The 21,197-nt window shown below is 61.4% G+C and carries 17 protein-coding genes; 7 read left to right on the top strand and 10 right to left on the bottom strand.

Annotated elements, in window-relative coordinates:
• Positions 1-73 precede the first annotated feature (73 nt).
• The 4 genes from HX873_RS10500 (at position 74) to HX873_RS10515 (ending at position 3,560) form a co-directional block, all read left to right on the top strand.
• Positions 74-1,009: an alpha/beta hydrolase gene (locus tag HX873_RS10500; protein ID WP_177122651.1), complete on the top strand. Its 936-nt coding sequence runs from the start codon at positions 74-76 to the stop codon at positions 1,007-1,009.
• Positions 1,010-1,124: 115 nt separating this feature from the next.
• Positions 1,125-2,054: a sel1 repeat family protein gene (locus tag HX873_RS10505; RefSeq protein WP_177023298.1), complete on the top strand. Its 930-nt coding sequence runs from the start codon at positions 1,125-1,127 to the stop codon at positions 2,052-2,054.
• Positions 2,055-2,188: 134 nt separating this feature from the next.
• Positions 2,189-2,941, top strand: a complete 753-nt coding sequence (locus HX873_RS10510) for a 3-oxoacyl-ACP reductase family protein (protein WP_177122652.1) — start codon at positions 2,189-2,191, stop codon at positions 2,939-2,941.
• A gap of 31 nt (positions 2,942-2,972) precedes the next feature.
• Positions 2,973-3,560, top strand: coding sequence for a TetR/AcrR family transcriptional regulator (locus HX873_RS10515; RefSeq protein WP_023658972.1), 588 nt, complete (start codon positions 2,973-2,975; stop codon positions 3,558-3,560).
• Positions 3,561-3,568: 8 nt separating this feature from the next.
• Here HX873_RS10515 and lepB read toward each other — a convergent pair whose 3' ends face one another.
• Positions 3,569-4,237, bottom strand: a complete 669-nt coding sequence (gene lepB / locus HX873_RS10520) for a signal peptidase I (protein WP_177122653.1) — start codon at positions 4,235-4,237, stop codon at positions 3,569-3,571.
• Between the two features lie 160 nt (positions 4,238-4,397).
• Here lepB and HX873_RS10525 point away from each other — a divergent pair, with 160 nt between their 5' ends.
• Positions 4,398-4,949, top strand: coding sequence for a dihydrofolate reductase family protein (locus HX873_RS10525; RefSeq protein ID WP_177054857.1), 552 nt, complete (start codon positions 4,398-4,400; stop codon positions 4,947-4,949).
• 256 nt (positions 4,950-5,205) lie between these two features.
• On the opposite strand, the gene cysS is transcribed toward HX873_RS10525, so the two are convergent.
• Entirely contained in the window at positions 5,206-6,594 is a 1,389-nt protein-coding gene (cysS, locus tag HX873_RS10530; protein ID WP_008432427.1) for a cysteine--tRNA ligase, read from the bottom strand.
• 20 nt (positions 6,595-6,614) lie between these two features.
• Positions 6,615-8,315 carry a glutamine--tRNA ligase/YqeY domain fusion protein gene (locus tag HX873_RS10535; protein ID WP_008432425.1) on the bottom strand — a complete coding sequence of 567 codons (1,701 nt, stop codon included), beginning with the start codon at positions 8,313-8,315 and terminating at the stop codon, positions 6,615-6,617.
• A gap of 246 nt (positions 8,316-8,561) precedes the next feature.
• Between HX873_RS10535 and HX873_RS10540 the strand changes: the two genes are divergently transcribed.
• Together HX873_RS10540 and lpxH are read left to right on the top strand one after the other, a co-directional pair.
• Entirely contained in the window at positions 8,562-9,065 is a 504-nt protein-coding gene (locus HX873_RS10540) for a peptidylprolyl isomerase (protein WP_003211783.1), read from the top strand.
• Positions 9,062-9,811: a UDP-2,3-diacylglucosamine diphosphatase gene (lpxH, locus tag HX873_RS10545; RefSeq protein WP_003211785.1), complete on the top strand. Its 750-nt coding sequence runs from the start codon at positions 9,062-9,064 to the stop codon at positions 9,809-9,811. The genes HX873_RS10540 and lpxH overlap by 4 nt, the downstream gene beginning before the upstream one ends.
• A gap of 168 nt (positions 9,812-9,979) precedes the next feature.
• Here the strand turns inward: lpxH and HX873_RS10550 are convergent, their stop codons facing one another.
• The 7 genes from HX873_RS10550 to HX873_RS10580 all read right to left on the bottom strand — a co-directional run bounded on the left by HX873_RS10550 (position 9,980) and on the right by HX873_RS10580 (position 21,014).
• A complete protein-coding gene (locus HX873_RS10550) occupies positions 9,980-11,512 on the bottom strand; it encodes a DHA2 family efflux MFS transporter permease subunit (protein ID WP_003211786.1) in 1,533 nt (510 codons plus the stop codon).
• 64 nt (positions 11,513-11,576) lie between these two features.
• Positions 11,577-12,794 (bottom strand): efflux RND transporter periplasmic adaptor subunit, encoded by a 1,218-nt coding sequence (locus HX873_RS10555; RefSeq protein WP_087694799.1) that lies wholly within the window; start codon positions 12,792-12,794, stop codon positions 11,577-11,579.
• A gap of 15 nt (positions 12,795-12,809) precedes the next feature.
• A complete protein-coding gene (locus HX873_RS10560; RefSeq protein WP_102605511.1) occupies positions 12,810-14,273 on the bottom strand; it encodes an efflux transporter outer membrane subunit in 1,464 nt (487 codons plus the stop codon).
• On the bottom strand, positions 14,270-14,743 hold the full coding sequence (locus HX873_RS10565) for a MarR family winged helix-turn-helix transcriptional regulator (protein ID WP_003211792.1): 474 nt from the start codon (positions 14,741-14,743) through the stop codon (positions 14,270-14,272). Before HX873_RS10565 ends, HX873_RS10560 begins: the two co-directional genes overlap by 4 nt.
• 145 nt (positions 14,744-14,888) lie before the next feature.
• Positions 14,889-18,572: a translocation/assembly module TamB domain-containing protein gene (locus HX873_RS10570; RefSeq protein ID WP_177122654.1), complete on the bottom strand. Its 3,684-nt coding sequence runs from the start codon at positions 18,570-18,572 to the stop codon at positions 14,889-14,891.
• Entirely contained in the window at positions 18,572-20,299 is a 1,728-nt protein-coding gene (locus tag HX873_RS10575) for an autotransporter assembly complex family protein (RefSeq protein ID WP_008432416.1), read from the bottom strand. The genes HX873_RS10570 and HX873_RS10575 overlap by 1 nt, the downstream gene beginning before the upstream one ends.
• Positions 20,300-20,363: 64 nt before the next feature.
• Positions 20,364-21,014 (bottom strand): N-acetyltransferase, encoded by a 651-nt coding sequence (locus HX873_RS10580; protein WP_003211798.1) that lies wholly within the window; start codon positions 21,012-21,014, stop codon positions 20,364-20,366.
• Positions 21,015-21,197: the final 183 nt, after the last annotated feature.

Here is a 21,197-nt window from a genome sequence, read left to right on the forward strand (position 1 = left end):
TCCAATAGAATCCTTAAAATAGAACCTCAATCGCTAATCCCGGTATCGGGATCACTTTATGAGGTTCTCCCCCATGGCATTCACTCCCCTTGTCCAGGCCCATCTCGACGCGTGGGTTGCCTGCGCCGCTGACTTCGGCCCATTTCTCACGGGCCAGGAAACCACCCTCACCCTCAATGAGCAGCGCAAGGCTTATGAGCAGGTGCTTTGTTCCCATCCGATTCCCGCCGGTGTCAGCTTTTGTGACGTCGATATGGGTGGCTTACCGGGCATGATGGTCGTGCCGGATGGGTTTGAGGGTGACCGGGTGCTGCTTTACATCCACGGCGGTGGTTATGTCGGCGGCAGCCCGCGGGGCTACCTGGGCCTTGCCGGCCACTTCGCAAAACTGCTGGGTGCAAAAGTCTACCTGCCCGACTACCGCCTGGCGCCCGAGCATCCGTTCCCCGTACCTATTGATGACACGTTGCAGGCTTATCGCTGGCTGCTCGACCAGGGCAATGACCCCAGGTCCATCGTGTTCTCGGGCGATTCGGCCGGCGGCGCAATGGTGGTGTCGGTGATGGTCAAGGCCCGCAACGCAGGCCTGCCACTGCCCGCCGGGGGCGCCGCCTTGTCGCCGTGGGCCAACCTGGAACACACCGGCGCCTCCATCGACAACCGTGACGGCCTCGACCCGCAAGCCTCACGACTGGGGCTGACGCTGCTTGCAAAAGCGTTTCTCAATGGCGCGCTGCCGAATGATCCCGATGCATCGCCGGTGTTCGCGGACGTCCGGGGATTGCCGCCCATTCTGGTGCAGATCGGCGAAAACGAAGTCATGCTCAGCGACGCCATGCGCCTGGCCACCCACCTGGGGGAAAACCGGGTACGCGTGTCGCTGGAGGTTTGGCCCGGGATGTTTCATGTCTGGCATTTGTTTGCGGCAATCTTGCCCGAAGGCATGCAGGCCGTGGCGAATGCGGCGTTGTTTCTGGACCAGGCAATACGTGGCAGCCGTAGCGCTTGAGGGGTTGCCCAGAGCGCGGGAAAGGCAGCGCTCCTGCCGATAACTATCTGTCACCTGGGGCCCCACCGCCCCACCTACCTTTATCGGACAACGTATCCCGATACAGGTAATGATCATGTATACCCATTCCGATGCACTGACCACGCTGTTTGATTTGCTCAACTCGCTGAACGCGCTGATTTCACATTTGACGAGCCAGCAACAGGCAGCCAAACAGCGGGGCCTCGAGTTGTATCAACTCGGTGAATTCGAAGAGTGCGAAACCCATTTGACCATCTCTGCCTCGGCCGGCGATGCGCCGTCCCAATACGCCCTGGGCGAAGCCATCCGGCGCCGGGTCGGCAGTGTCGACCCCGAGGCCCAGGCGTGGTACCGCCTGGCCGCTGCCCAGGATCATGTGTACGCCCTGATGCGCCTGGGTGGCGAAACCAACCTGGCCAAGGCCAAGGCCCTCGCCCAGGCAGGTGCCGATGCTGGCGACGGCGCAGCGATGCTGCAGCTGTATGAACTGACCAAAGATCGCTCGTGGCTGAGAAAGGCAGGTGATGCCGGCTGCGCCGAGGCCTATTACATTGCGGCGCTGTTGTACGACAAAAACCCGGAGGCCAGTGACAACCGCGACTCCATGCTCAGGTATGCGGCCTTCAAGGGCTTCCCGCCAGCGATGAAGTGGCTGGCCAACATGCAGACCTACTACCGCAACCTCTCGTACCAGCGCATACACCTGGAAAAACGGCTGGCGCTGAATGACCTTGATGGCGTCATGACCTATGCCGGTGCGCTCGGCGGGTTCGATATCGATGAAAGTGGCACCAACCGCTATCACTACCCCGAGAACAAAATCCACGCCTATGGGCTCTACTGGCTGGTCATGGACAGTACCCGGCAAAACCCACGGCACGCCGATGCCGCAGGCTACCTGCAACAACTGGCCAGCGCGCTGACTGCCGAAGAAATGGAAACAGCCAAGGCGTATGGCCGCCAGTGGAAAACCGAGCACCCGGCGCTGTCGGAGTTCAGGTTGACCTACAGCGACCTGAAATGACCGGCGTCTGATGAAGGATTCGAGAGCACATCCGGCAGTTAAAGATTAATTAATCCAAAAACAGCTTGGCTAAGTATTTCCAGGCTGGTACGGTTTAGTGGATTATTTAATCCACTAAACTTCAGGCCTCCCCCATGACAGCTCACACCCCTCGCATCAACCACAAAGTCGCCCTGGTCACCGGCGGTTCCCGCGGTATCGGCGAAGCGATTGTCCGCCGGCTTGCAGCTGAAGGTGCAGCGGTCGCGTTTACCTATTCCTCCTCTGCCGACAAGGCGCAAGCGCTGGTTGGCCTGATCGAAAGCAAGGGCGGAAAAGCCTTGGCGATTCAGGCCGACAGCGCCGATGTGGCGGCAATAGATCGGGCGGTCGCGGCCACTGTCGAGCATTTCGGCGCCTTGAATATCCTGGTCAACAACGCCGGGATCCTGCTGATGGGCACCGTCGACACCTTCAGCCTGGAAGACTTCGACCGAATGTTTGCGGTCAATGTGCGGGCCACGTTTGCGGCGGCCAAGGCCAGCTCGGCGGTGATGCACGCGGGTGACCGAATAATCACCGTCGGCAGCGTGGTCGCCCAACGTTCGGGCTTCCCGGGCTCCAGCGTCTATAGCATGACGAAGTCGGCGATCGCCGGTATGATTCGCGGCCTGGCGATTGATTTCGCGCCGCGCGGCATCACCGTCAACAACGTGCAGCCGGGCCCCACCAGCACCGACATGAACCCGGCAGACGGGCCCCATGCGGACATGATCAAAAGCCTGATCCCCTTGGGCCGCGTAGGTACCGCCGACGATGTTGCCGGCATGGTTGCTTATCTCGCGTCCGAAGAAGCGGCATTTGTCACCGGCACAAGCATGACCATCGATGGCGGCTACCTGGCCTGAGCCTTCACCTGCAATTTCCCCCGAGGTAACCATGGCAAGACCCAGAGCATTCGACCGCGACCAGGTGCTGCGCGAGGCCATCCGGGTTTTCTGCGACAAGGGTTTTGCCGCGGCCTCGACTGAAGAACTGATGCAGGCCATGGGACTGAGCCGCCAGAGCATGTACAACACCTTTGGCGACAAACGTCAGTTGTACCTGCTGGCGATGGCCGAGTATCAGCGCACCGGCGTCGACGACTTGATCGAGCGCCTGAACCAGGGCCCGACCCCGCTGCAGGCACTGCACGACACCCTGCAATCCTTCGCCACCCGCGCCCTGCGGGAAGGAACGGCGGGTTGCATGGGCGTCAATGCCATCTGCGAGTTCGGCCTGGAAGATGATGAGATCAATCAACTCACCGCCCACAGCGCCGAACGCTTGCGCAATGCATTCGAACAGACGCTGGAGCGTGCGCAGGAACAAGGCGAATTGACCGTCGGCACCGATCGCTCGGGCGCGTGTGATTTTCTGATGGCCACCCTCAGCGGCATGAAAGTCGCCAGCAAGGGCGGCGCCACCACTGAGCAGCTGGAGCGCATTGCGGGTTTTGCACTGCGGGCGCTCAGCGCAAACGCGTGATCAGCCCACTACAGGATCGGCGCGCCAAATCGACCCAATCGTGGCATCCAATGGTCCAGGATCTGCGCTGACGCCAGGATATGGTGCGCATGCCCGATCAACAGCCGACGCGGCACGAACCCGATATAACGGGAGTCATCGCTGTTATCGCGATTGTCGCCCAGCATGAAGTAACTGTCGGCAGGCACCACCACCGGGCCGAAATTGCGCAGCGCCCGTACTGTCAGCATGAACTGCACCGTGCGCTGGCTGCTGTTCGCACGCTCCGTCACCTTGATCCCCGGAACTGTTTGGCCAGGCGCGATGGGCTCGCTGATGTCCTGCCCATTACTGTAGGTGGCCGGCGTACCGTTGACCCACAACACCTCGTCGCGCATTTCCAGGGTATCGCCGGGGATACCGACAATGCGTTTGATCAAGCGCGTGCCGTCCTTGGGCGAAGAGAACGTGACGACATCTCCGCGCTGGGGGTTATCCAGTCTCGCCAGGGAAATATCGGTGAGGGGCAATTTGAGGTCGTACGCGACGCGGTTGACCAGCACCACATCGCCCTCAAGTAACGTCGGGCGCATGGAACCGGACGGGATGGGATTCCAGTCAGCCAGGGAGGTGCGGAAAACCCCGAAGCACAGCCAGAAAATGATCGCGTAACGGTAGCGGATTAACCAACGGCGCATAGATCCTCGCAATACGAAAAGGCACACCGGCCTGCGCCGGGTACCCACGGTGATTTTTGGCAATGCTCGCTTATTGCATCGCAAGATTAAATTAACATTAGCGTTGCCGACCCATGACAGTCGATATTTTCAAGCACACGGAAAAGGAGTTTCACGCCCCATGGATAGCAAATGTTCGGTCTTTATCGCAGCCAGCGTCGACGGCTTTATTGCCCGGCCAGACGGTGATATCGAGTGGCTTCATCGCCCTGAGTACGAAGGCGCCGAATTGAACGGCGTGACCTATGAACACTTCATCGCCACCGTGGATGCGCTAGTGATGGGCCGCAAGACCCTGGAAAAAGTGTTGTCCTTTCCGGAGTGGCCCTATGAGGGCACGCCGGTCATAGCACTCTCTCACCAATCGGTTGAGCTACCTGCAGCTTTGAAGGGCAAGGTTGAGGTGGTGAGCCAGGATGTCACCAGCCTCGTGGCAGCGTTGGCCGAGCGCGGGATGAAACACCTGTATATCGACGGAGGCCAGACGATTCAGGCGTTTCTTGAGGCGGGTTTGATCGACGAGATGATCATCACGCGTATTCCGGTTGTGCTGGGCCAGGGGATCCCCTTGTTCAGCCAGTTGGGTGGCGAGCATGAGCTTCGGCATATCGGCACGTATGCGTCGGATAATGGGTTTGTTCAAAGCCGGTATGAGGTCGGTGGCAAGCGCTGATGCTCATTGAGTAATTGGGTTAAATCGAGGTGTCTGTATCGCAGGCAAGCCAGCTCCCACATTAAGCAGCTATGCGCTTGATCCTGAACCGGCCTGATCTGTCCTTGAATGTGTCAACTATGTCCCCGCACAGGCGTCCGGCCCGTGGTCCGCTGCAAGCGCGGTCGCCATAGCCGCCAATACCCGAATAACGGATAGACAGGCCAAAAAAAACGCCCCGAACCAGTCGGGGCGTTTTTCATTCAGCAATCACCAATCAAGCCTGATCAGCCAACCGCCACGTCGTCCCGCCCTTCCCGTCTTCCAACACCACACCCATCGCGGTCAGTTGGTCACGGATACGGTCAGACTCCGCCCAGTCCTTGTTGGCCCGGGCAGTCAAACGTGCCTGGATCAGCGCATCAACTTCAGCGGCATCCACACGCCCTTCAGCGCCCGCCTGCAGGAAGTCATCGGCTTCCATCTGCAATACGCCCAGCACGCTCGCCAGCTCTTTCAAACGTGCGGCAAGCCCCGCCGCTGCGTCGAGATCGCTCTCGCGCAGGCGGTTGATCTCGCGCACCATTTCAAACAGCACCGCGCAGGCTTCAGGCGTACCGAAGTCGTCGTTCATCACTTCGGTGAACCGCGCAACAAACGCTTCGCCGCCCGCAGGCGCCACGGAGGGCAGGCCTTTCAACGCGTGGTAGAAACGCTCCAGGGCGCCCTTGGCATCCTTGAGGTTGTCTTCCGAATAGTTGATCGCGCTGCGGTAATGGCTCGACACCAACAGGTAGCGCACCACTTCCGGGTGATACTTTTCCAGCACGTCGCGAATGGTGAAGAAGTTGTTCAAGGACTTGGACATCTTCTCGCCATTGATGCGAATCATGCCGCAGTGCATCCACGCGTTGGCGTAGGTCTTGCCGGTGGCCGCTTCGCTCTGGGCGATTTCGTTTTCGTGGTGCGGGAACTCAAGGTCGCTGCCGCCGCCATGAATGTCGAAGGTCTCGCCCAGGCAGCAGGTGGACATCACCGAGCATTCGATGTGCCAGCCCGGGCGCCCGGCGCCCCATGGCGACTCCCAGCTCGGCTCGCCGGGCTTGGTGCCTTTCCACAGGACGAAGTCCAGCGGGTCTTGCTTGGCTTCGTCGACTTCGATCCGCGCACCGATGCGCAGGTCTTCGATTTTCTTGCGCGACAGCTTGCCGTAGCCCATGAACTTGGCGACGCGGTAGTACACGTCGCCATTGCCCGGGGCGTAGGCGTAACCCTTGTCGATCAGGGTCTGGATCATCGCGTGCATGCCCGGGATATGGTCCGTGGCGCGCGGTTCCATGTCCGGCTTGAGGATGTTGAGGCGTGCCTCGTCCTCGTGCATCGCAGCAATCATGCGCTCGGTCAGCGCGTCGAACGACTCGCCGTTTTCGTTGGCGCGATTGATGATCTTGTCGTCGATGTCGGTGATGTTGCGCACATACGTCAGGTCATAACCGCTGAAACGCAACCAGCGGGTCACCAGGTCGAAGGCAACCATGCTGCGGCCGTGGCCGATGTGGCAGTAGTCGTACACGGTCATGCCGCACACGTACATGCGCACCTTGTTGCCATCCAGCGGCTTGAAGACTTCTTTGGTCTTGCTGAGTGTGTTGTAGATCGTTAGCACGACAGTTCCTTAAAACAGAATCACTGGCCCCACGAATCACGCAAGGTCACGGTACGGTTGAATACCGGAGCACCGGGTTTCGAGTCCTTGATATCCGCGCAGAAGTAACCTTCGCGCTCGAACTGGAAACGGTCTTCCGGCTGTGCGTCGCCAAGCGATGGCTCGGCACGACAACCCGTGAGAACTTGCAGCGAGTCAGGGTTGATGTTGTCCAGGAAACTGGCACTGTCTTCGGCCTTCTCGGGATTCGGCGAGCGGAACAGGCGATCGTACAGGCGCACTTCGCACTCGACGCTGGCCGCCGCCGGCACCCAGTGCACCACACCTTTGACCTTGCGGCCTTCCGGGTTCTTGCCCAGGGTGTCCGGGTCGTAGGAGCAACGCAGTTCGACGATGTTGCCATCGGCGTCCTTGATCGCTTCGTCGGCACGGATCACGTAGCTGCCGCGCAGGCGCACTTCGCCGTTCGGCTCCAGCCGCTTGTAGCCTTTTGGCGGCTCTTCCATGAAGTCATCGCGGTCGATGTAGATTTCACGGGCGAACGGCAGCTTGCGCACGCCGAGTTCTTCTTTCTGCGGATGACGTGGCAGTTCGAGGTTTTCGACCTGGCCTTCCGGGTAGTTGGTGATCACCACCTTCAACGGACGCAGCACGCACATGGCGCGCGGGGCGTTCGCGTCGAGGTCCTGACGGATGCTGAATTCGAGCATGCCGTAGTCGACCACGCCGTCGGAGCGGTTGGTGCCGACCATCTCGCAGAAATTGCGGATCGATGCCGGGGTGTATCCACGGCGGCGGAAGCCCGACAGCGTCGACATGCGCGGGTCGTCCCAGCCAAACACGTGCTTTTCATCGACCAGTTGCTTGAGCTTGCGCTTGCTGGTGATGGTGTAGTTCAGGTTCAGGCGGCTGAACTCGTACTGACGCGGGTGCGCCGGTACCGGCAGGCTGTCGAGGAACCATTCGTACAGAGGACGGTGGCTTTCGAACTCCAGGGTGCAGATGGAGTGGGTGATGCCTTCGATGGCGTCCGACTGACCGTGGGTGAAGTCGTAGTTCGGGTAGATGCACCACTTGTCACCGGTCTGGTGGTGATGGGCGTGGCGGATGCGGTACATGATCGGGTCGCGCAGGTTCATGTTCGGCGAGGCCATGTCGATCTTGGCACGCAGTACACGGGCGCCGTCCGGGAACTCACCGGCGCGCATGCGGTTGAACCAGTCCAGGTTCTCTTCCACCGAACGGTCGCGGAACGGGCTGTTCTTGCCCGGCTCGGTCAGGGTGCCACGGTATTCCTTGGCTTGCTCCGGGGTCAGGTCGTCTACGTAGGCCTTGCCGGCCTTGATCAACTCGACGGCCCAGTCGAACAACTGGTCGAAATACTTGGAGGCATAGCGCACTTCACCGGACCATTCGAAGCCCAGCCACTTGATGTCGCTCTCGATGGCGTCGATGTATTCCTGGTCTTCCTTGGCCGGGTTGGTGTCGTCGAAACGCAGGTGCGTGACGCCACCGAACTCCTGGGCCAGGCCGAAGTTCACACAGATCGACTTGGCGTGGCCGATGTGCAGGTAACCGTTGGGCTCAGGCGGGAAGCGGGTGACGATCTGCGTGTGCTTGCCCGAATCCAGGTCCGCCTGGATGATCGGGCGCAGGAAATTGACCGGGACGGCAGGTCCGGCCTTGGAATTCGAGGTAGGGTCGACAGTGGGCTTGCTCATAGGATCCTTGAACAGACGAAGTACTTGGCCGGGTGAGGCCGACAAACAAAGGGCTTATCATAGCCGATGCTGTCAAGGCCCTGACAGAGCGTGGCCAAAAACTGCTGCATTTATTGCATGGGCGGTAAAAAACCACCTCGAAATTCCCGCAGGTCACGCTAAACTGCGCGCCTTGGCTGCCGTTTTTGCCAAGCAGGTAAGGCGCAAAACGCCCAAACCCACGAATTCCTTGAAAGAGTAGTGAACATGACTCAAGTCAAACTGACCACCAACCACGGTGACATCGTCATCGAGCTGAACGCCGAGAAAGCGCCGATCACCGTCGCCAACTTCATCGAGTACGTTAAAGCCGGCCACTACGAAAACACTGTTTTCCACCGTGTCATCGGCAACTTCATGGTCCAGGGCGGCGGTTTCGAGCCTGGCATGAAAGAAAAGAAAGACAAGCGTCCAAGCATCCAGAACGAAGCGGACAACGGCCTTTCCAACGACAAGTACACCGTCGCCATGGCCCGTACCATGGAGCCGCATTCGGCCTCCGCGCAGTTCTTCATCAACGTCGCCGACAACACCTTCCTGAACCACAGCGGCAAGAACGTGCAGGGCTGGGGCTACGCGGTATTCGGTAAAGTCACCGAAGGCCAGGACGTTGTCGACAAGATCAAGGGTGTGCAAACCACCGGCAAGGCAGGTCACCAGGACGTTCCGGTAGAAGACGTTATCGTCGAGAAAGCCGAGATCGTTGAGTGATATTGCTGATTTCAGATTTGCATCTGGAAGAGGAGCGCCCGGACATAACCCGGGCGTTTCTGGATTTACTGCACGGCCGCGCCCGTTCTGCCCAAGCGTTGTACATTCTGGGGGACTTCTTTGAAGCCTGGATTGGCGACGATGGGATGACGCCCTTCCAGCGTTCGATTTGCCAGGCTCTGCGCGAGCTGAGCGACAGCGGCACCCAGATTTTCATCATGCATGGCAACCGGGATTTCCTGATCGGCAAGGCGTTCTGCAAAGCCGCAGGCGCAACCTTGCTCAAGGACCCGAGTGTGGTGCAACTCGCAGGCGAGCCCGTGCTGTTGATGCACGGCGACAGCCTGTGTACCCGCGACCTTGGCTATATGAAGCTGCGGCGCATCCTGCGTAACCCCATCACGCTGTTCATCCTGCGCCACCTGCCCTTGCGCACGCGGCACAAGCTGGCGCGCAAGCTGCGCAGTGAAAGCCGCGCGCAGACGCGGATGAAGACCAACGACATTGTCGATGTAACGCCCGAGGAAGTGCCGAGGGTGATGCAGCAGTTCGGCGTGCGTACGTTGGTGCATGGCCACACCCACCGCCCGGCGATTCACAAGTTGCAGATTGGCGAGCAAGCGGCCAAGCGCATTGTGCTGGGGGATTGGGACAAGCAAGGGTGGGCGTTGCAGGTGGATGAGCAAGGGTTTCAACTGGCGGCGTTTGACTTCGTCAATCCGCAGTTGGCACTGCCCGGCGCTTGACCCAGATCGTTCCCACGCTCTGCGCGGGAATGCATCCTGTGACGCTCTGCGTCACGACCTTCAAAAGCGGACGCAGAGCGTCCAGAGCGGCGTTCCCACGCAGAGCGTGGGAACGATCATCAAAGCGGCATTCCCACGCGGAGCGTGGGAATGATCATGGATTGAGGCTTAGTGGCCAGAAGCCTCCGGCCCCGCCTTCGCTGCAAACGGCGGTTTCGCCAGCCATACAATCACGATCAACGCCATGAACATCCAGCCCAGCAACGTGAAGTAATCCACGGTGGACATCATGTACGCCTGGCTCGTCAGTATCTGGTCCAACTGCGCATACGCCTTGTGCCCTGCCCCGCCGAGCGCCTGCAAGGCGTCCCGGGTGGCCGAGTCGTAGGTGGTCATGTTTTCGCTCATGTAGGCATGGTGCTGGTCCGCCCGGCGAATCCAGATCCAGGTGGTCAACGAGGCCGCAAAGCTGCCGCCCAGGGTCCGCAGGAAGGTCGCCAGGCCAGCGCCGTCGGCGATTTGCGCCGGCGGCAGGTCGGACATCAGGATGCTCAAGGTCGGCATGAAGAACAGCGCTACGCCGATCCCCATGAACAACTGCACCAGGGCGATGTGCGTGAAGTCCACTTCATTGGTAAACCCGGCGCGCATGAAGCAACTCAAGCCAATCGCCAGGAACGCCAGCCCGGCCAGCAGGCGCAGGTCGAACTTGTGCGCATATTTGCCCACGAACGGCGACATCAACACCGGCAGAATCCCGATCGGCGCCACCGCCAGGCCCGCCCAGGTGGCGGTGTAGCCCATCTGGGTTTGCAGCCATTGCGGCAGGATCAGGTTGATCCCGAAGAAACCCGCGTACCCGAGTACCAACACAATCGTGCCGATGCGAAAGTTGCGATAGGCGAACAGCCGCAGGTTGACCACCGGGTGCTCGTCGGTCATTTCCCAGATCACGAACACCGCCAGGGCGACAGCCGAGATCACCGCGCCGATGATGATGAAGTTCGACTCGAACCAGTCCAGGTCGTTGCCCTTGTCGAGGATGATCTGCAAGGCGCCGACGCCGACGATCAGGCTCAGCAAGCCGACGTAGTCCATCGGTTGGTAGCTGGTGACCACCGGGCGTTTCTTCAGTTGCGAGCGCACCACCATCACGGCAAAGATGCCGATGGGTACGTTGATAAAGAAGATCCACGGCCAGCTGTAGCTGTCGGTAATCCAGCCGCCGAGGATCGGCCCGGCAATCGGCGCCACCACCGTGACCATCGCCAGCAACGCCAGGGCCATGCCACGCCTGGCGGGGGGATAGACCGCGATGAGCAGCGTCTGGGTCATCGGGTACAACGGGCCGGCAACCAGGCCTTGCAATACCCGAAAGCCGATCAGCTCGGGCATCGAGGTGGAAATACCGCAGAGAAACGAGGCCAGCACAAACAGGATGGTGGCCCACAGAAACAGCTTCACCTCGCCGAAGCGACGGCTCAGCCAACCGGTGAGCGGCAGCGCGATGGCGTTGCTCACGGCAAACGAGGTGATGACCCAGGTGCCCTGCTCCGAACTCACGCCGAGGTTGCCGGAAATCGTCGGCAATGCCACGTTGGCGATGGTGGTGTCGAGCACCTGCATGAAGGTCGCCAGGGACAGGCCGATGGTGGCCATCAGCAAGCTGGGCGGCGTGAAGGAGGCGTTAGCGTTACTCATCGCGAATCCTGTGCAACATGATTGGCGCTACGGCCGCCGGGGCCGCAGCTGATGGATTGGCGAATCAGCGCTGGGCAGCCTTGGGAGCGGCGACGCTGTTGTCATGGATCAATTGGGTGATCATCGCATCGGCTTCGGCCAACTGGCGGTCGTAAACGTTGGTGGTGAACGACGCCTTCTGCGGCGCCTGCTGGGCCAGTACCGGGCCGCTCTGGTCGTGCAGGTCGACGTTGACCACGGTGGACAAGCCCACCCGCAGCGGGTGCTTGGCCAACTCATCGGCGTTCACATGGATACGCACCGGCACCCGTTGCACGATCTTGATCCAGTTACCGGTGGCGTTCTGCGCCGGCAGCAAGGCAAACGCGCTGCCCGTGCCCGCGCCGAGGCTGTCGACGGTGCCACTGAATTTCACGTCGCTGCCGTAGATGTCGGATTCGATATCCACCGGCTGGCCGATACGCATATTGCGCAGCTGGGTTTCCTTGAAGTTGGCGTCGATCCACAGTTGATCCAGCGGAATCACGGCCATCAGTGCAGTACCCGGCTGGACCCGCTGGCCCAGTTGCACGGTACGCTTGGCCACATAGCCGGTCACCGGTGCGATCAGGGTGCTGCGGGCGTTGGTCAGGTAAGCCTGGCGCAACTGTGCGGCGGCAGCCTGCACGTCCGGGTGGGACGAAATCACCGTGTCATCCACCAGGGCGCTGCTGGTCTTGAACTGTTGCTGCACGTTGGCCAGGGCGTTTTGCGCCGAGGTCAGGTCGTCACGGGCGTGGGACAGTTCTTCCTGGGAAATCGCCCCGCCGGCAGCGAGGTTCTTGCGTCGGTTGTAGTTGTCCTGGGCCTTTTGCACGTTGGCTTGTTGCGCCAGCACCTGGGCTTTCATGCCATCGACGTTGCTGTACAAACCACGCACCTGGCGCACGGTGCGGGCCAGGTTGGCCTGGGCACTTTGCAGGCCGACGGCCGCGTCGTTGGGGTCGAAGTTGATCAGCACCTGGCCTTCATGCACCAGGTCGCCGTCGTCGGCGCCGATGCTCACCACGGTGCCGGTCACCAGCGGGGTGATTTCCACCACGTTGCCATTGACGTAGGCGTCGTCGGTGCTTTCGCTGAAGCGGCCATACAATTCGTACCAACCCCACACGCCCAGGGCGCCGAGGATGACGATCAGCGCCAGCACAAACAGCATGACTTTGCGTTTGCGCGGGTTGCTGTTGTTGGGTTGTTCAGCCTTGTTTGTTTCAGGAGCGTTGTTGCTGGTTTCGGCAGTGGCCATGACAAGTACCTTGAATTATTCAGTGCGCGTGGCTGGGGTGGTCGAGGCCACGTTATCGGCGTGGAAACCGCCGCCCAGGGCCTGCATCAGTTGAATCGAAAGATCGATTTGCTCGGCATTCAGGGTGGCCAACTGACGCTGGGCCTGGAGCAGTTGCTGTTCGATGCTGAGCACGTCCAGGTAATTGCCGATACCTGAGCTGTAACGCTGGACGCCGGTGTCGTAGGACTGCTGGGCAATGTCAGCGGCGTGTTGCTGGGCCTGGATCTGGCGGCCGGTCTCGCGCAATTGCGAGAGTGTGTTGCCGATATCGCCCAAGGCTTGCACCAGGGTTTTGTTGTACTGGGCCACGGCCAGGTCGTAGTCGGCGTCGCGAGCGTCGAGGTCGGCGCGCAGGCGGCCGCCGTCGAAGATCGGCAGCGAGACGGTCGGCGCAATGCTGAAGAAGCGGCTGGCCGAACCAAACATCGCATCCCCCAGCAACGACTCGGCCCCGGCGCTCGCGCTCAGGTTGAGGTTGGGGTAGAAACGGGTCTTGCTGGCCGCGATGTTCTTGCTCGCCGCCTCCACCCGCCAGCGTGCGGCGATCAGGTCCGGGCGACGGCCCACCAGCTCGGCAGGCAACACCGAAGGCACCGCAACCGCGCTCGGCTTGAGCACGTTGGGGCGTACCAGTTCGCTGCCACGGTCCGGGCCTTTGCCGAGCAACACCGCGAGGGCGATCTTCGCGCTCTGCAGTTGCTTTTCCGCATCGATCAGTTGCGACTGGGAGCTGGCTTCCAGGCTTTCGGTTTGCTGGTACTGGTACTGGCTGTCGATCCCGGAATTCAGGCGACGCTGGCCCAGGTCGAGCATCTGCCGGGTGCGCTTGAGGTCATCATTGGCCAGGTCACGCACGATATGGGCCTGGCCCAGGTCGCTGTAGGCCTTGGCGACGTTGGCCGCCAGGGTCAGGCGCGCGGCCTGTTGGTCGACTTCGGCGGCGCGGGCCTGGCCCAGCGCGGCTTCCCAGGCGGCGCGCTGGCCGCCCCACAGGTCAAAGTTGTAATTGAAGCTGGCACCGATGTTACGCACGGTGGCGTAGGCATCGCCCTGGCCCAACGGGTCCTGGTCCTTGGCCAGGCGCGAACGGCTGACACCGGCGCTGGCATCCAGGGTTGGCATGCGCTCGGCGTCGGCAGCATAGGCAGCGGCTTCGGCCTGGTGGGCGCGGGCGCTGGCCACTTGCATGTCGGGGCTGTTCTGCAGGGCTTCCTGGATCAGGCCGTCGAGCTGTGGATCGCCAAGGCCTTTCCACCAGTCGGCGGTGGGCCAGGCGGCGGTGGACAGGGTCACGCCGCTGAGGGATTTGCCGGTTTGCAGGTTATTGGCTTCGAGGCGTTTGCCTTCTGTGTTCAAGCCGCTGAAATTGGCACAACCGGCCATAGTCATGGCCACCAGCACAAGGCTGAGGCCGGCACGCAAGGAGCGATTGTTCATGCACTACCTACCCGCTGAATGGTGATGGGGTCACCCGCAGCTATCAGAATTTTCTTCAGGATTTTTTCCAGGGTTTGCAATTCACCCGGCTCCAGGGCGCCCGCCAACTGGTTCAGGGCCTGGGCACCGATGTGCGGCAGCATGTCGGCCACGCGCTGGCCTTCGGCGGTCAGCACCAACTGCACCTGGCGCCGGTCCTGCTCGGAACGCTTGCGCGCCAGCAGGTCCTTTTGTTCCAGGCGGTCGAGCATGCGGGTCATGGAGCCGCTGTCCAACGACAGGTTGCGGCACAGCTCGGCGGGGGTGTCGACGCCGTACTGGGCCATGATGATCAACACCTTGAACTGCGCGGCCGTGATGCCGTGGGGTTCCATGTGGGTGTCGATGATCTTGTCTTTGAGCAGCGCAGCCCGGCCCAGCAGCAGGCCGAGGTGGCAGTTGTGGAAGTTTTCGGGGGTGAAGTGCTTCATCGTGACCAGCCTATTAACTGCCTAAGCAGTGAATGTGTGACACGATGTTACTGCCTAGGCAGCGAATGTCAAACGAATAGTTAGGTTGCTTACTAATTAGCGGATAAATGGTGGGAGCCAGGCTCCCACCATTACCGTGGACGGATCAGAAATCGCGCTTGTAGAAAATATCCAGGGAGCTGGCCACGCCGCTGGCCACTTCCAGGTACACCTTCTTGCTCAGCAAATAGCGCAAGGCGATGGTGTTGGCCGGCTCGAACACCCCAACGCCATAACGCAGGCTGAGCTTCTCGGAGATCTTGCCGCTGGCCACCACGGCGGTGTTGTTGCCGCTGCCCTGGGTGTCCAGTTCAAAGTCCTGGATGCCCAGGTTCTTGGCGATGTCCGACGTGACCCCGGCACTGCCCATCAACCCAAGACCCAGCGCCGCTTCGGCCAGCATGTTGTTGTCCTCACCGTTGGTGGTGCGCGAACGCCCCAACACCAGGTACGACAATGCATCCTCTTGGGCCATGGCCGGCTCCGAGAAAATTTGCGTAGTCGGCTGCTCGGCACTGCCGCTCAGACGAATACCGGCGGTGACGGTCCGGGACGGCTCGGTGGTGATCCGCACCGCTTCGATATCCAGGAACGGCTGGTCAATCGGCCCGGCAAACAACAATCGCGCGCGGCGCACAGTCAGGCGTTGGCCGTAGGCCCGGTAGCGGCCGTCGTTGAGCCACAGTTCACCACGGGTGTCCATGTTGTCGCCGATGTGCACATGGCCTTGCAGGTTGGCGGTAAGGCCAAACCCGGCGAAGCTCAGCTTGTCCTTGCCTACCTCCACATCGATGTCCATCGCCATGGCCATCGGCGGCTTGCCCTCTTCGGTCTGGCTGCCGACGATCACCGTGTCATCCGAGACCTTGACCGTCGATGGGGGCAATTCCCGCACGGTGATCTCGCCCTTGGGAATCTGCACCTTGCCGGAGATCGCCAGCTTGTCGTTCTTCATGCTGATCTTCAGGTCAGGCGCCACCTCCAGGGCCGCGTACGGTTCCACGGTGACCGGCAGTTGCGTGCCTTGCAGCGCGATATCCACCGCCAGGGCCTGGCCCCAGTCGATCTGCCCCTTGATAGTGCCCTGCCCGGCCTTGCCGCTGCGCCAGCCGCCATTGAGCTGCACGCTTTCGCCGGCAATCAACGCCTGGATATTCAGGCCTTCAATGCTGGTGGGCAGTTCCGGGCCGGAGATTTCACCCCCCACCAGGTTGATGCTGCCGTTGACCTGAGGCGCCAGCAGGCTGCCGCCAATTCGCCCGTTACCGTTGAGCTTGCCGTTGAGCTTCTCGACCATGGGTACAAAGGGGCGGGCCACCGCGAGGTCGAGGCCGGTCAGGGTGAAGTTGCCGGTGATCGGCTTGTTCTTTGCCAGCGGATTGAGCTGCGCCTGCAACAGCAACTCGCCGAGCTTGCCGCCACGGAAATTGAGCTGGGTGTCGATGCGCGTGGGGTTGAGGGTGGTTTCCAGCTTCAGCGTGTCATAGGGGAAATCCAGCCACTGGTCTTTGTCCTTGACCCGCAGGGTGCCACCGCTGGCGTCCACCGAGACCACACCTTTAGGGCCGCTGGCCGGCAGGTCGAGTTGCACGTCGGCATTGAGCTTGCCCTGCCAGGCGAAATCCTTGGGCAACCACTGCGCGAGGCTGTCGATCGGGAACTGTTTGAGGTGGTAACGCAGCTTCGGCTCGGGCATCAGGCGCTGGTCTTCGCCGCACAGGCTCGCCGGGCCGGAGACCCAGCAGTGCGCCGCAAAGGTCAGCTTGCCATCGGCCAGGCGCTCGATCTTCGCCGGCGCTTGCAGCTTCCAGTCCTGGCCACCGGCTTGCACATCGCCGCTGGCCAGGCGCCCGCGCCAGTTGCCTTTGTCGAGGTTGCCGTCCAGGGCCAGGGCCAGCTTGAGCAACGGGCCGGCCAGGTCGAGCTGGACTTTCTGGCTTTTGATATCGCCCTGGGCGCTGGCACTGAAGGTGCCGAGCTGGGTTTCACCGGCCTGGATGCCACTGCCTTTCAGGTCGACTTTGGCGCGCTGGGCATTATCCAGGTTCGCGTCCAGGGTCAGGTTTTGCAGGCGGTTATCTTCAAACGCCAGTTGCTGGCCAACCAGGTTGAGCTTGCCTTGCGGCGCTTTCAGGGTGCCGGCGACGTCGAGGCGACCATTCATCTGCCCGCGCAGTTGCGGCCAGAGCTGGGCGAGGCGCGTCAGCTTGATGTCGATCTGCCCGGCAAGGCGCTGTTGCAGGCTGCCGCTGCCATAGATGCGGTTGTCGCCGAGGCGAATGTCCAGGGTGCCGAGGGTCCATTGCTCGCCTGCGCCTTCGGCCTTGGCCTGGAGCACGGCAGGTTGGCCACGCAGACGGCCCTTGAGGTCGAGGTCGGCATTGAGCTTGAGTTGCTCGTTCTTCATTTCGCCCTTGCTGCGCAACGGGCCCGCGAGGGTGCCGGGCAACTCCGCGACCCAATACGCCGGGTTGATCGCCGACAGGTCCAGCGCCGTGTCCCAGGCGATGCCATCGGCAAATTGCAGGTTCAGGTGGCCTTCGGCCTTGCCCTGACCAGCCGCGAGTTTCAACTCGGGGAGGAACACTTGCTTGAGGTCGCCACTGAACGGGCTGGCCAGGCTGAACTTGCCCGCAGGGCCGTCGAGGTCGGCCTTGAAGTTGCCCAGATAGTTGCCGTCCTTGTAGGAAACTTCACCATTGAAGGTACGCAAGGCCACCTGGGGTTCGTCGATCACGGGGTACAGGCGATGCCACGGGAAATCCAGCCAGTCGATTTTCGCGTCGGCGCTGAAGCCTTGCTGCCAGTCCAGATTGGCACTGAGCTTGAGGCTTTGTTTGTCACCGGCATTCAAATCCAGCCCGGCGATCTGCGCGCCCTTGGCGTCGACCTTGCCTTGCAGCAGCAGGTCCACCGGGCCTTTTTCCGCGGGCAGTACGGCTTTGCCCAGCAACTGGTAACCGTTGCTCAGGTCGCCCTTGGCGGTCAGGTCCAGCTGATTGAGTTGCAGGGTATCGGGCAAATCGGCGCTGGGTTTGAAGCCGTCGGCGGTGATGTGCAACTGCGCCGGCAGGTTTTCCACCAGCGGTTGCAATTCGCCGCTGAGCTTGGCCGGCAGGTAGCCGCTGCTGTCGGCGTCGAGCTTGAGGGTCTTGAGCAAATCGCCATCGACCTTGAGCGCCAGTGTCCAGGGCGCGCCGCCCGGGGCGTAAGGCAGGCTCAGGTTGCCGCTGGCGGCCAGCGGCCAGTTGCCGGTGGGTTGCAGCAGGCCGGACAGGTCAAGGACCAAACCGTCCCGTTGCAGGTGCACCGAATCGATCTGCATCCCGGCGGCAGTCCAGTGCGCCGCCAGCTGCAGGCCCTGGAGCTCTTCGCTGCCATTGAACAGCAGGCTGCCAACGCGGATGTCACCCAACTGAAGGGCGACCGGCAGTTTCAGGTCCGGCAGGGTAATCGGGCCGCTGCGTTCTTCGGTGCCGGGTGGAAATTGCAGGCTCACCTGCTCCACATCCAGTTGGTTGATGCACAAGGTCATGCGCATCAAACACGCGGGCGACCAGTCGAACTTTGGCGCCTGAAGCTCCACGCGGCTGCTGTCCTGCTGCCATAACAGATGGTCGGCACTCCACTGCCCGCCCAGGCGACCCTGGAAATTCTCCACGGTCAAACCCGGCACCTGGCCCAGCACCCACCGGCTGCCGGCTTGGGTACCCAGCACCGTCCACAGTGCCAGCACTATCACCGCGAGGACCGCCAGAATGGCCAGCCCCGCTATTTTCAAACCACGCATCACAGCTCAGGCCCCATGGAAAAGTGCAAACGAATGCCGCCCGGATCTTCGAGGGCATGGGCCAGGTCGAGGCGGATCGGGCCAACCGGCGACACCCAGCGCACACCCACACCCACGCCGGTTTTCAGGCTTGGCATTTCCAGGGTGTTGAACGAGTTGCCTTGGTCGATAAAGGTCGCGATCCGCCATTTTTCGGCGATGGAATATTGGTACTCGGCGCTCAGGGCCACCATGTAGCGGCCACCGATGCGGTCGCCGCGATCATTTTCCGGGGACAGGGTCTGGTACTCGTAACCCCGCACGCTCTGGTCGCCACCGGCAAAAAAGCGTAACGACGGTGGCACGGATTTGTAGCCGTTGGTGGCACTGCCACCAAACTGCGCCCTCGCCAGGAAGCGGTGGTTGTCCCACAGGGTGGTCAAGCCCTTGATGGTCGCCGTGCCGTAAAGCAGGTTGGTGTCGGAACCCAGGCCTTCCTTGGCGACCTTGGCGTCGAACAGCAGGCGATAGCCATTGTGCGGGTCGATGCGGTTGTCGCTGCGCAGGTAGGAATAACTGATGCCGGGCATCAGCAGCGTACTCAGGCCCGAGTCGTTGCCCAGGCGATATTCTTCACGCTGCCATTTGAGCGAGATCACCCGCGTCCAGCCGCTGGGCAACTTGCTGTGCCACTCGGGGCCGAGGGTGAGCAGTTTACTCAGGGTGTCGGTGTTGGCGATTTCTTCATTCTGGTAGCCGCCGGCAAAGCGCAATTTGTCGGTCAGTGGCGGGTCCATGGGAATGTCGTACCACAACCCGACGTTCTGCCGAGGCGCGGAAAGCTCGGCTTCCCAGCCATAACTGTGGCCCTGGGGGTTGACCCAGTGGCGCGTCCAGTTGGCCTTGCCCCGCGGGCCGACGTCGGTCGAGTAACCGAGGCCCAGGCCCATGGTGCGCGGCTTGCGGGTTTCAAGTTGCACGGCCACCGGGATCACGTCATTGGTCGAGGCCGCCGGAGCGGCGTCCACGCGCACGCCTTCGAAAAAGCCGCTGGATTGCAGGTTCTGGTTGAGTTCGGCGATCAGTTCGGAGTCGTAAGGCGTGCCGCTCTTGAACGGCACCATGCGTTGCAGCAGGTCTTCATCAAACGGCGTATCGCCGGCAAAGCTGACCTTGCCCAAGGTGTAGCGTGGGCCACTGTCATAAATCAGTTCGATATCGGCCACACCCGCCTTGGGGTCGACCGAGAGTTTCTGGCTGGTAAAGCGCCCGCTGAAAAAGCCGTAGCGTGACGCCTGGTTCTGGATGACGCGCTTGGCGTCTTCGTAGTTGCCGTGGTTGAGCACGGCGCCGGATTTGAGTTGGTCGCTGGCGGGCACGCGAAAGGCCTTGAGGTCGGCGGCCTGGCCGTCGACCCGAATGGTCACATTGCGCAAATGCACCGGTTCGCCGGGGTCGATGGTGAGGATCAGGCGCGGGTTCTTGCCGCCCTTCACATCGCTGGCAATCTGCGGTTGGTAGTAGCCCAGCGCCTGGGCGGCCTTGCGGGCCTGCTCCTCGGCGCCCCGGCTGAACCGCAGCAGGGCTTCTTCGTCACGATCGCCGACCCCGCCGATATAGCCTTCGATGTTGGCTTTCAACGCGTCGTTTGAAGGCTTGATGCGCACATCCAATTCGCTTTGCGCCAAGGCGCCGCAGCTCGTGAACAGCAGAATCAAGCCGCTGGTAAATCTTCCTGGAAACTTCATAGGCCGGGATGCTACACGAGCTTGGGAGCGAGTTAGAACCCGGATTTGTCTGAATAATTCTGTCTTAAACCGTTGCAGCCTGTAACACCTGCGGATTTGCGTGAAAGAACACGTGTTCCAGTACCGGTCCTACAGCGACCTCGCCGATCTCTTCATAGCCCTGGCGCTTATAGAATTCCAGATAGCGAGAATTCCCCGTGTCCAGCACCACGCCCGAGGAATGCGGGTCTTCGGCGCACCAGTTGTGCACCGCTTCCAGCAGTTGCTCACCGTAGTGCTTGCCCTGGAATTGCGGGTGAATCCCCAGCAACGGCAGCACATGCACCGAATCCGAGGGCAGGCACGCCAGCACTGCCTGATGGTATTCCAGGTAACGCCGGGTACCGCGCACACCGGTACTCAGCCACATGCGCAACTGCCAGGCCCAGCTTTCGGTGATGCCCAGGCGGCGGGTCGGTGGCGCGATCAGGGCGATGCCGATCAGCCGGTCGTTGACCAACAGGCCAATCGCCGGAAGTTTCTGGAAGAAGTGCTGTTTGACCAGCTCACGCACCGTGGCGCGCACCCGCTGTTCGTAACCGGGACGTTCGGCTTCGAAGATGTAGGCGAACGTCGGCTCATGGCGATAGGCCTGGTACAACAGCGAACGGGCTTCGCGGGAATAGCCGCTGTCGAGCATGTGGATCTGGGCGATGGCAGTCGAGGTGTCAGGCATAACAGTGAATCTCCCCTGGGCGCTGACTCAAAAGGTCGCGCTCTTGTTATTACGAACGTCTGCGGCACTGTTTCGTTCAGTGTAGCCACCGGACGCCGCTTCGTAGCCCAACGCAGCCTTGTGCCTCGGCAGCTGCTACAAGGCTGGCTCCCGTCCTACATTGTCGGCTAGCATCGCCCTTTT

The sequence above is a fragment of the Pseudomonas sp. P7758 genome (genome assembly GCF_013386485.1).
In the GTDB taxonomy this organism is placed as follows: domain Bacteria; phylum Pseudomonadota; class Gammaproteobacteria; order Pseudomonadales; family Pseudomonadaceae; genus Aquipseudomonas.

What these genes read in the sequence shown, in the direction of transcription:
- HX873_RS10500 (WP_177122651.1), top strand. Translation starts at nt 74, where the DNA reads ATGGCATTCACTCCCCTTGTCCAGGCCCATCTCGACGCGTGGGTTGCC.
- HX873_RS10505 (WP_177023298.1), top strand. Translation starts at nt 1,125, where the DNA reads ATGTATACCCATTCCGATGCACTGACCACGCTGTTTGATTTGCTCAAC.
- HX873_RS10510 (WP_177122652.1), top strand. Translation starts at nt 2,189, where the DNA reads ATGACAGCTCACACCCCTCGCATCAACCACAAAGTCGCCCTGGTCACC.
- HX873_RS10515 (WP_023658972.1), top strand. Translation starts at nt 2,973, where the DNA reads ATGGCAAGACCCAGAGCATTCGACCGCGACCAGGTGCTGCGCGAGGCC.
- lepB (WP_177122653.1), bottom strand. Translation starts at nt 4,237, where the DNA reads ATGCGCCGTTGGTTAATCCGCTACCGTTACGCGATCATTTTCTGGCTG.
- HX873_RS10525 (WP_177054857.1), top strand. Translation starts at nt 4,398, where the DNA reads ATGGATAGCAAATGTTCGGTCTTTATCGCAGCCAGCGTCGACGGCTTT.
- HX873_RS10535 (WP_008432425.1), bottom strand. Translation starts at nt 8,315, where the DNA reads ATGAGCAAGCCCACTGTCGACCCTACCTCGAATTCCAAGGCCGGACCT.
- HX873_RS10540 (WP_003211783.1), top strand. Translation starts at nt 8,562, where the DNA reads ATGACTCAAGTCAAACTGACCACCAACCACGGTGACATCGTCATCGAG.
- HX873_RS10550 (WP_003211786.1), bottom strand. Translation starts at nt 11,512, where the DNA reads ATGAGTAACGCTAACGCCTCCTTCACGCCGCCCAGCTTGCTGATGGCC.
- HX873_RS10555 (WP_087694799.1), bottom strand. Translation starts at nt 12,794, where the DNA reads ATGGCCACTGCCGAAACCAGCAACAACGCTCCTGAAACAAACAAGGCT.
- HX873_RS10560 (WP_102605511.1), bottom strand. Translation starts at nt 14,273, where the DNA reads ATGAACAATCGCTCCTTGCGTGCCGGCCTCAGCCTTGTGCTGGTGGCC.
- HX873_RS10565 (WP_003211792.1), bottom strand. Translation starts at nt 14,743, where the DNA reads ATGAAGCACTTCACCCCCGAAAACTTCCACAACTGCCACCTCGGCCTG.
- HX873_RS10570 (WP_177122654.1), bottom strand. Translation starts at nt 18,572, where the DNA reads ATGCGTGGTTTGAAAATAGCGGGGCTGGCCATTCTGGCGGTCCTCGCG.
- HX873_RS10575 (WP_008432416.1), bottom strand. Translation starts at nt 20,299, where the DNA reads ATGAAGTTTCCAGGAAGATTTACCAGCGGCTTGATTCTGCTGTTCACG.
- HX873_RS10580 (WP_003211798.1), bottom strand. Translation starts at nt 21,014, where the DNA reads ATGCCTGACACCTCGACTGCCATCGCCCAGATCCACATGCTCGACAGC.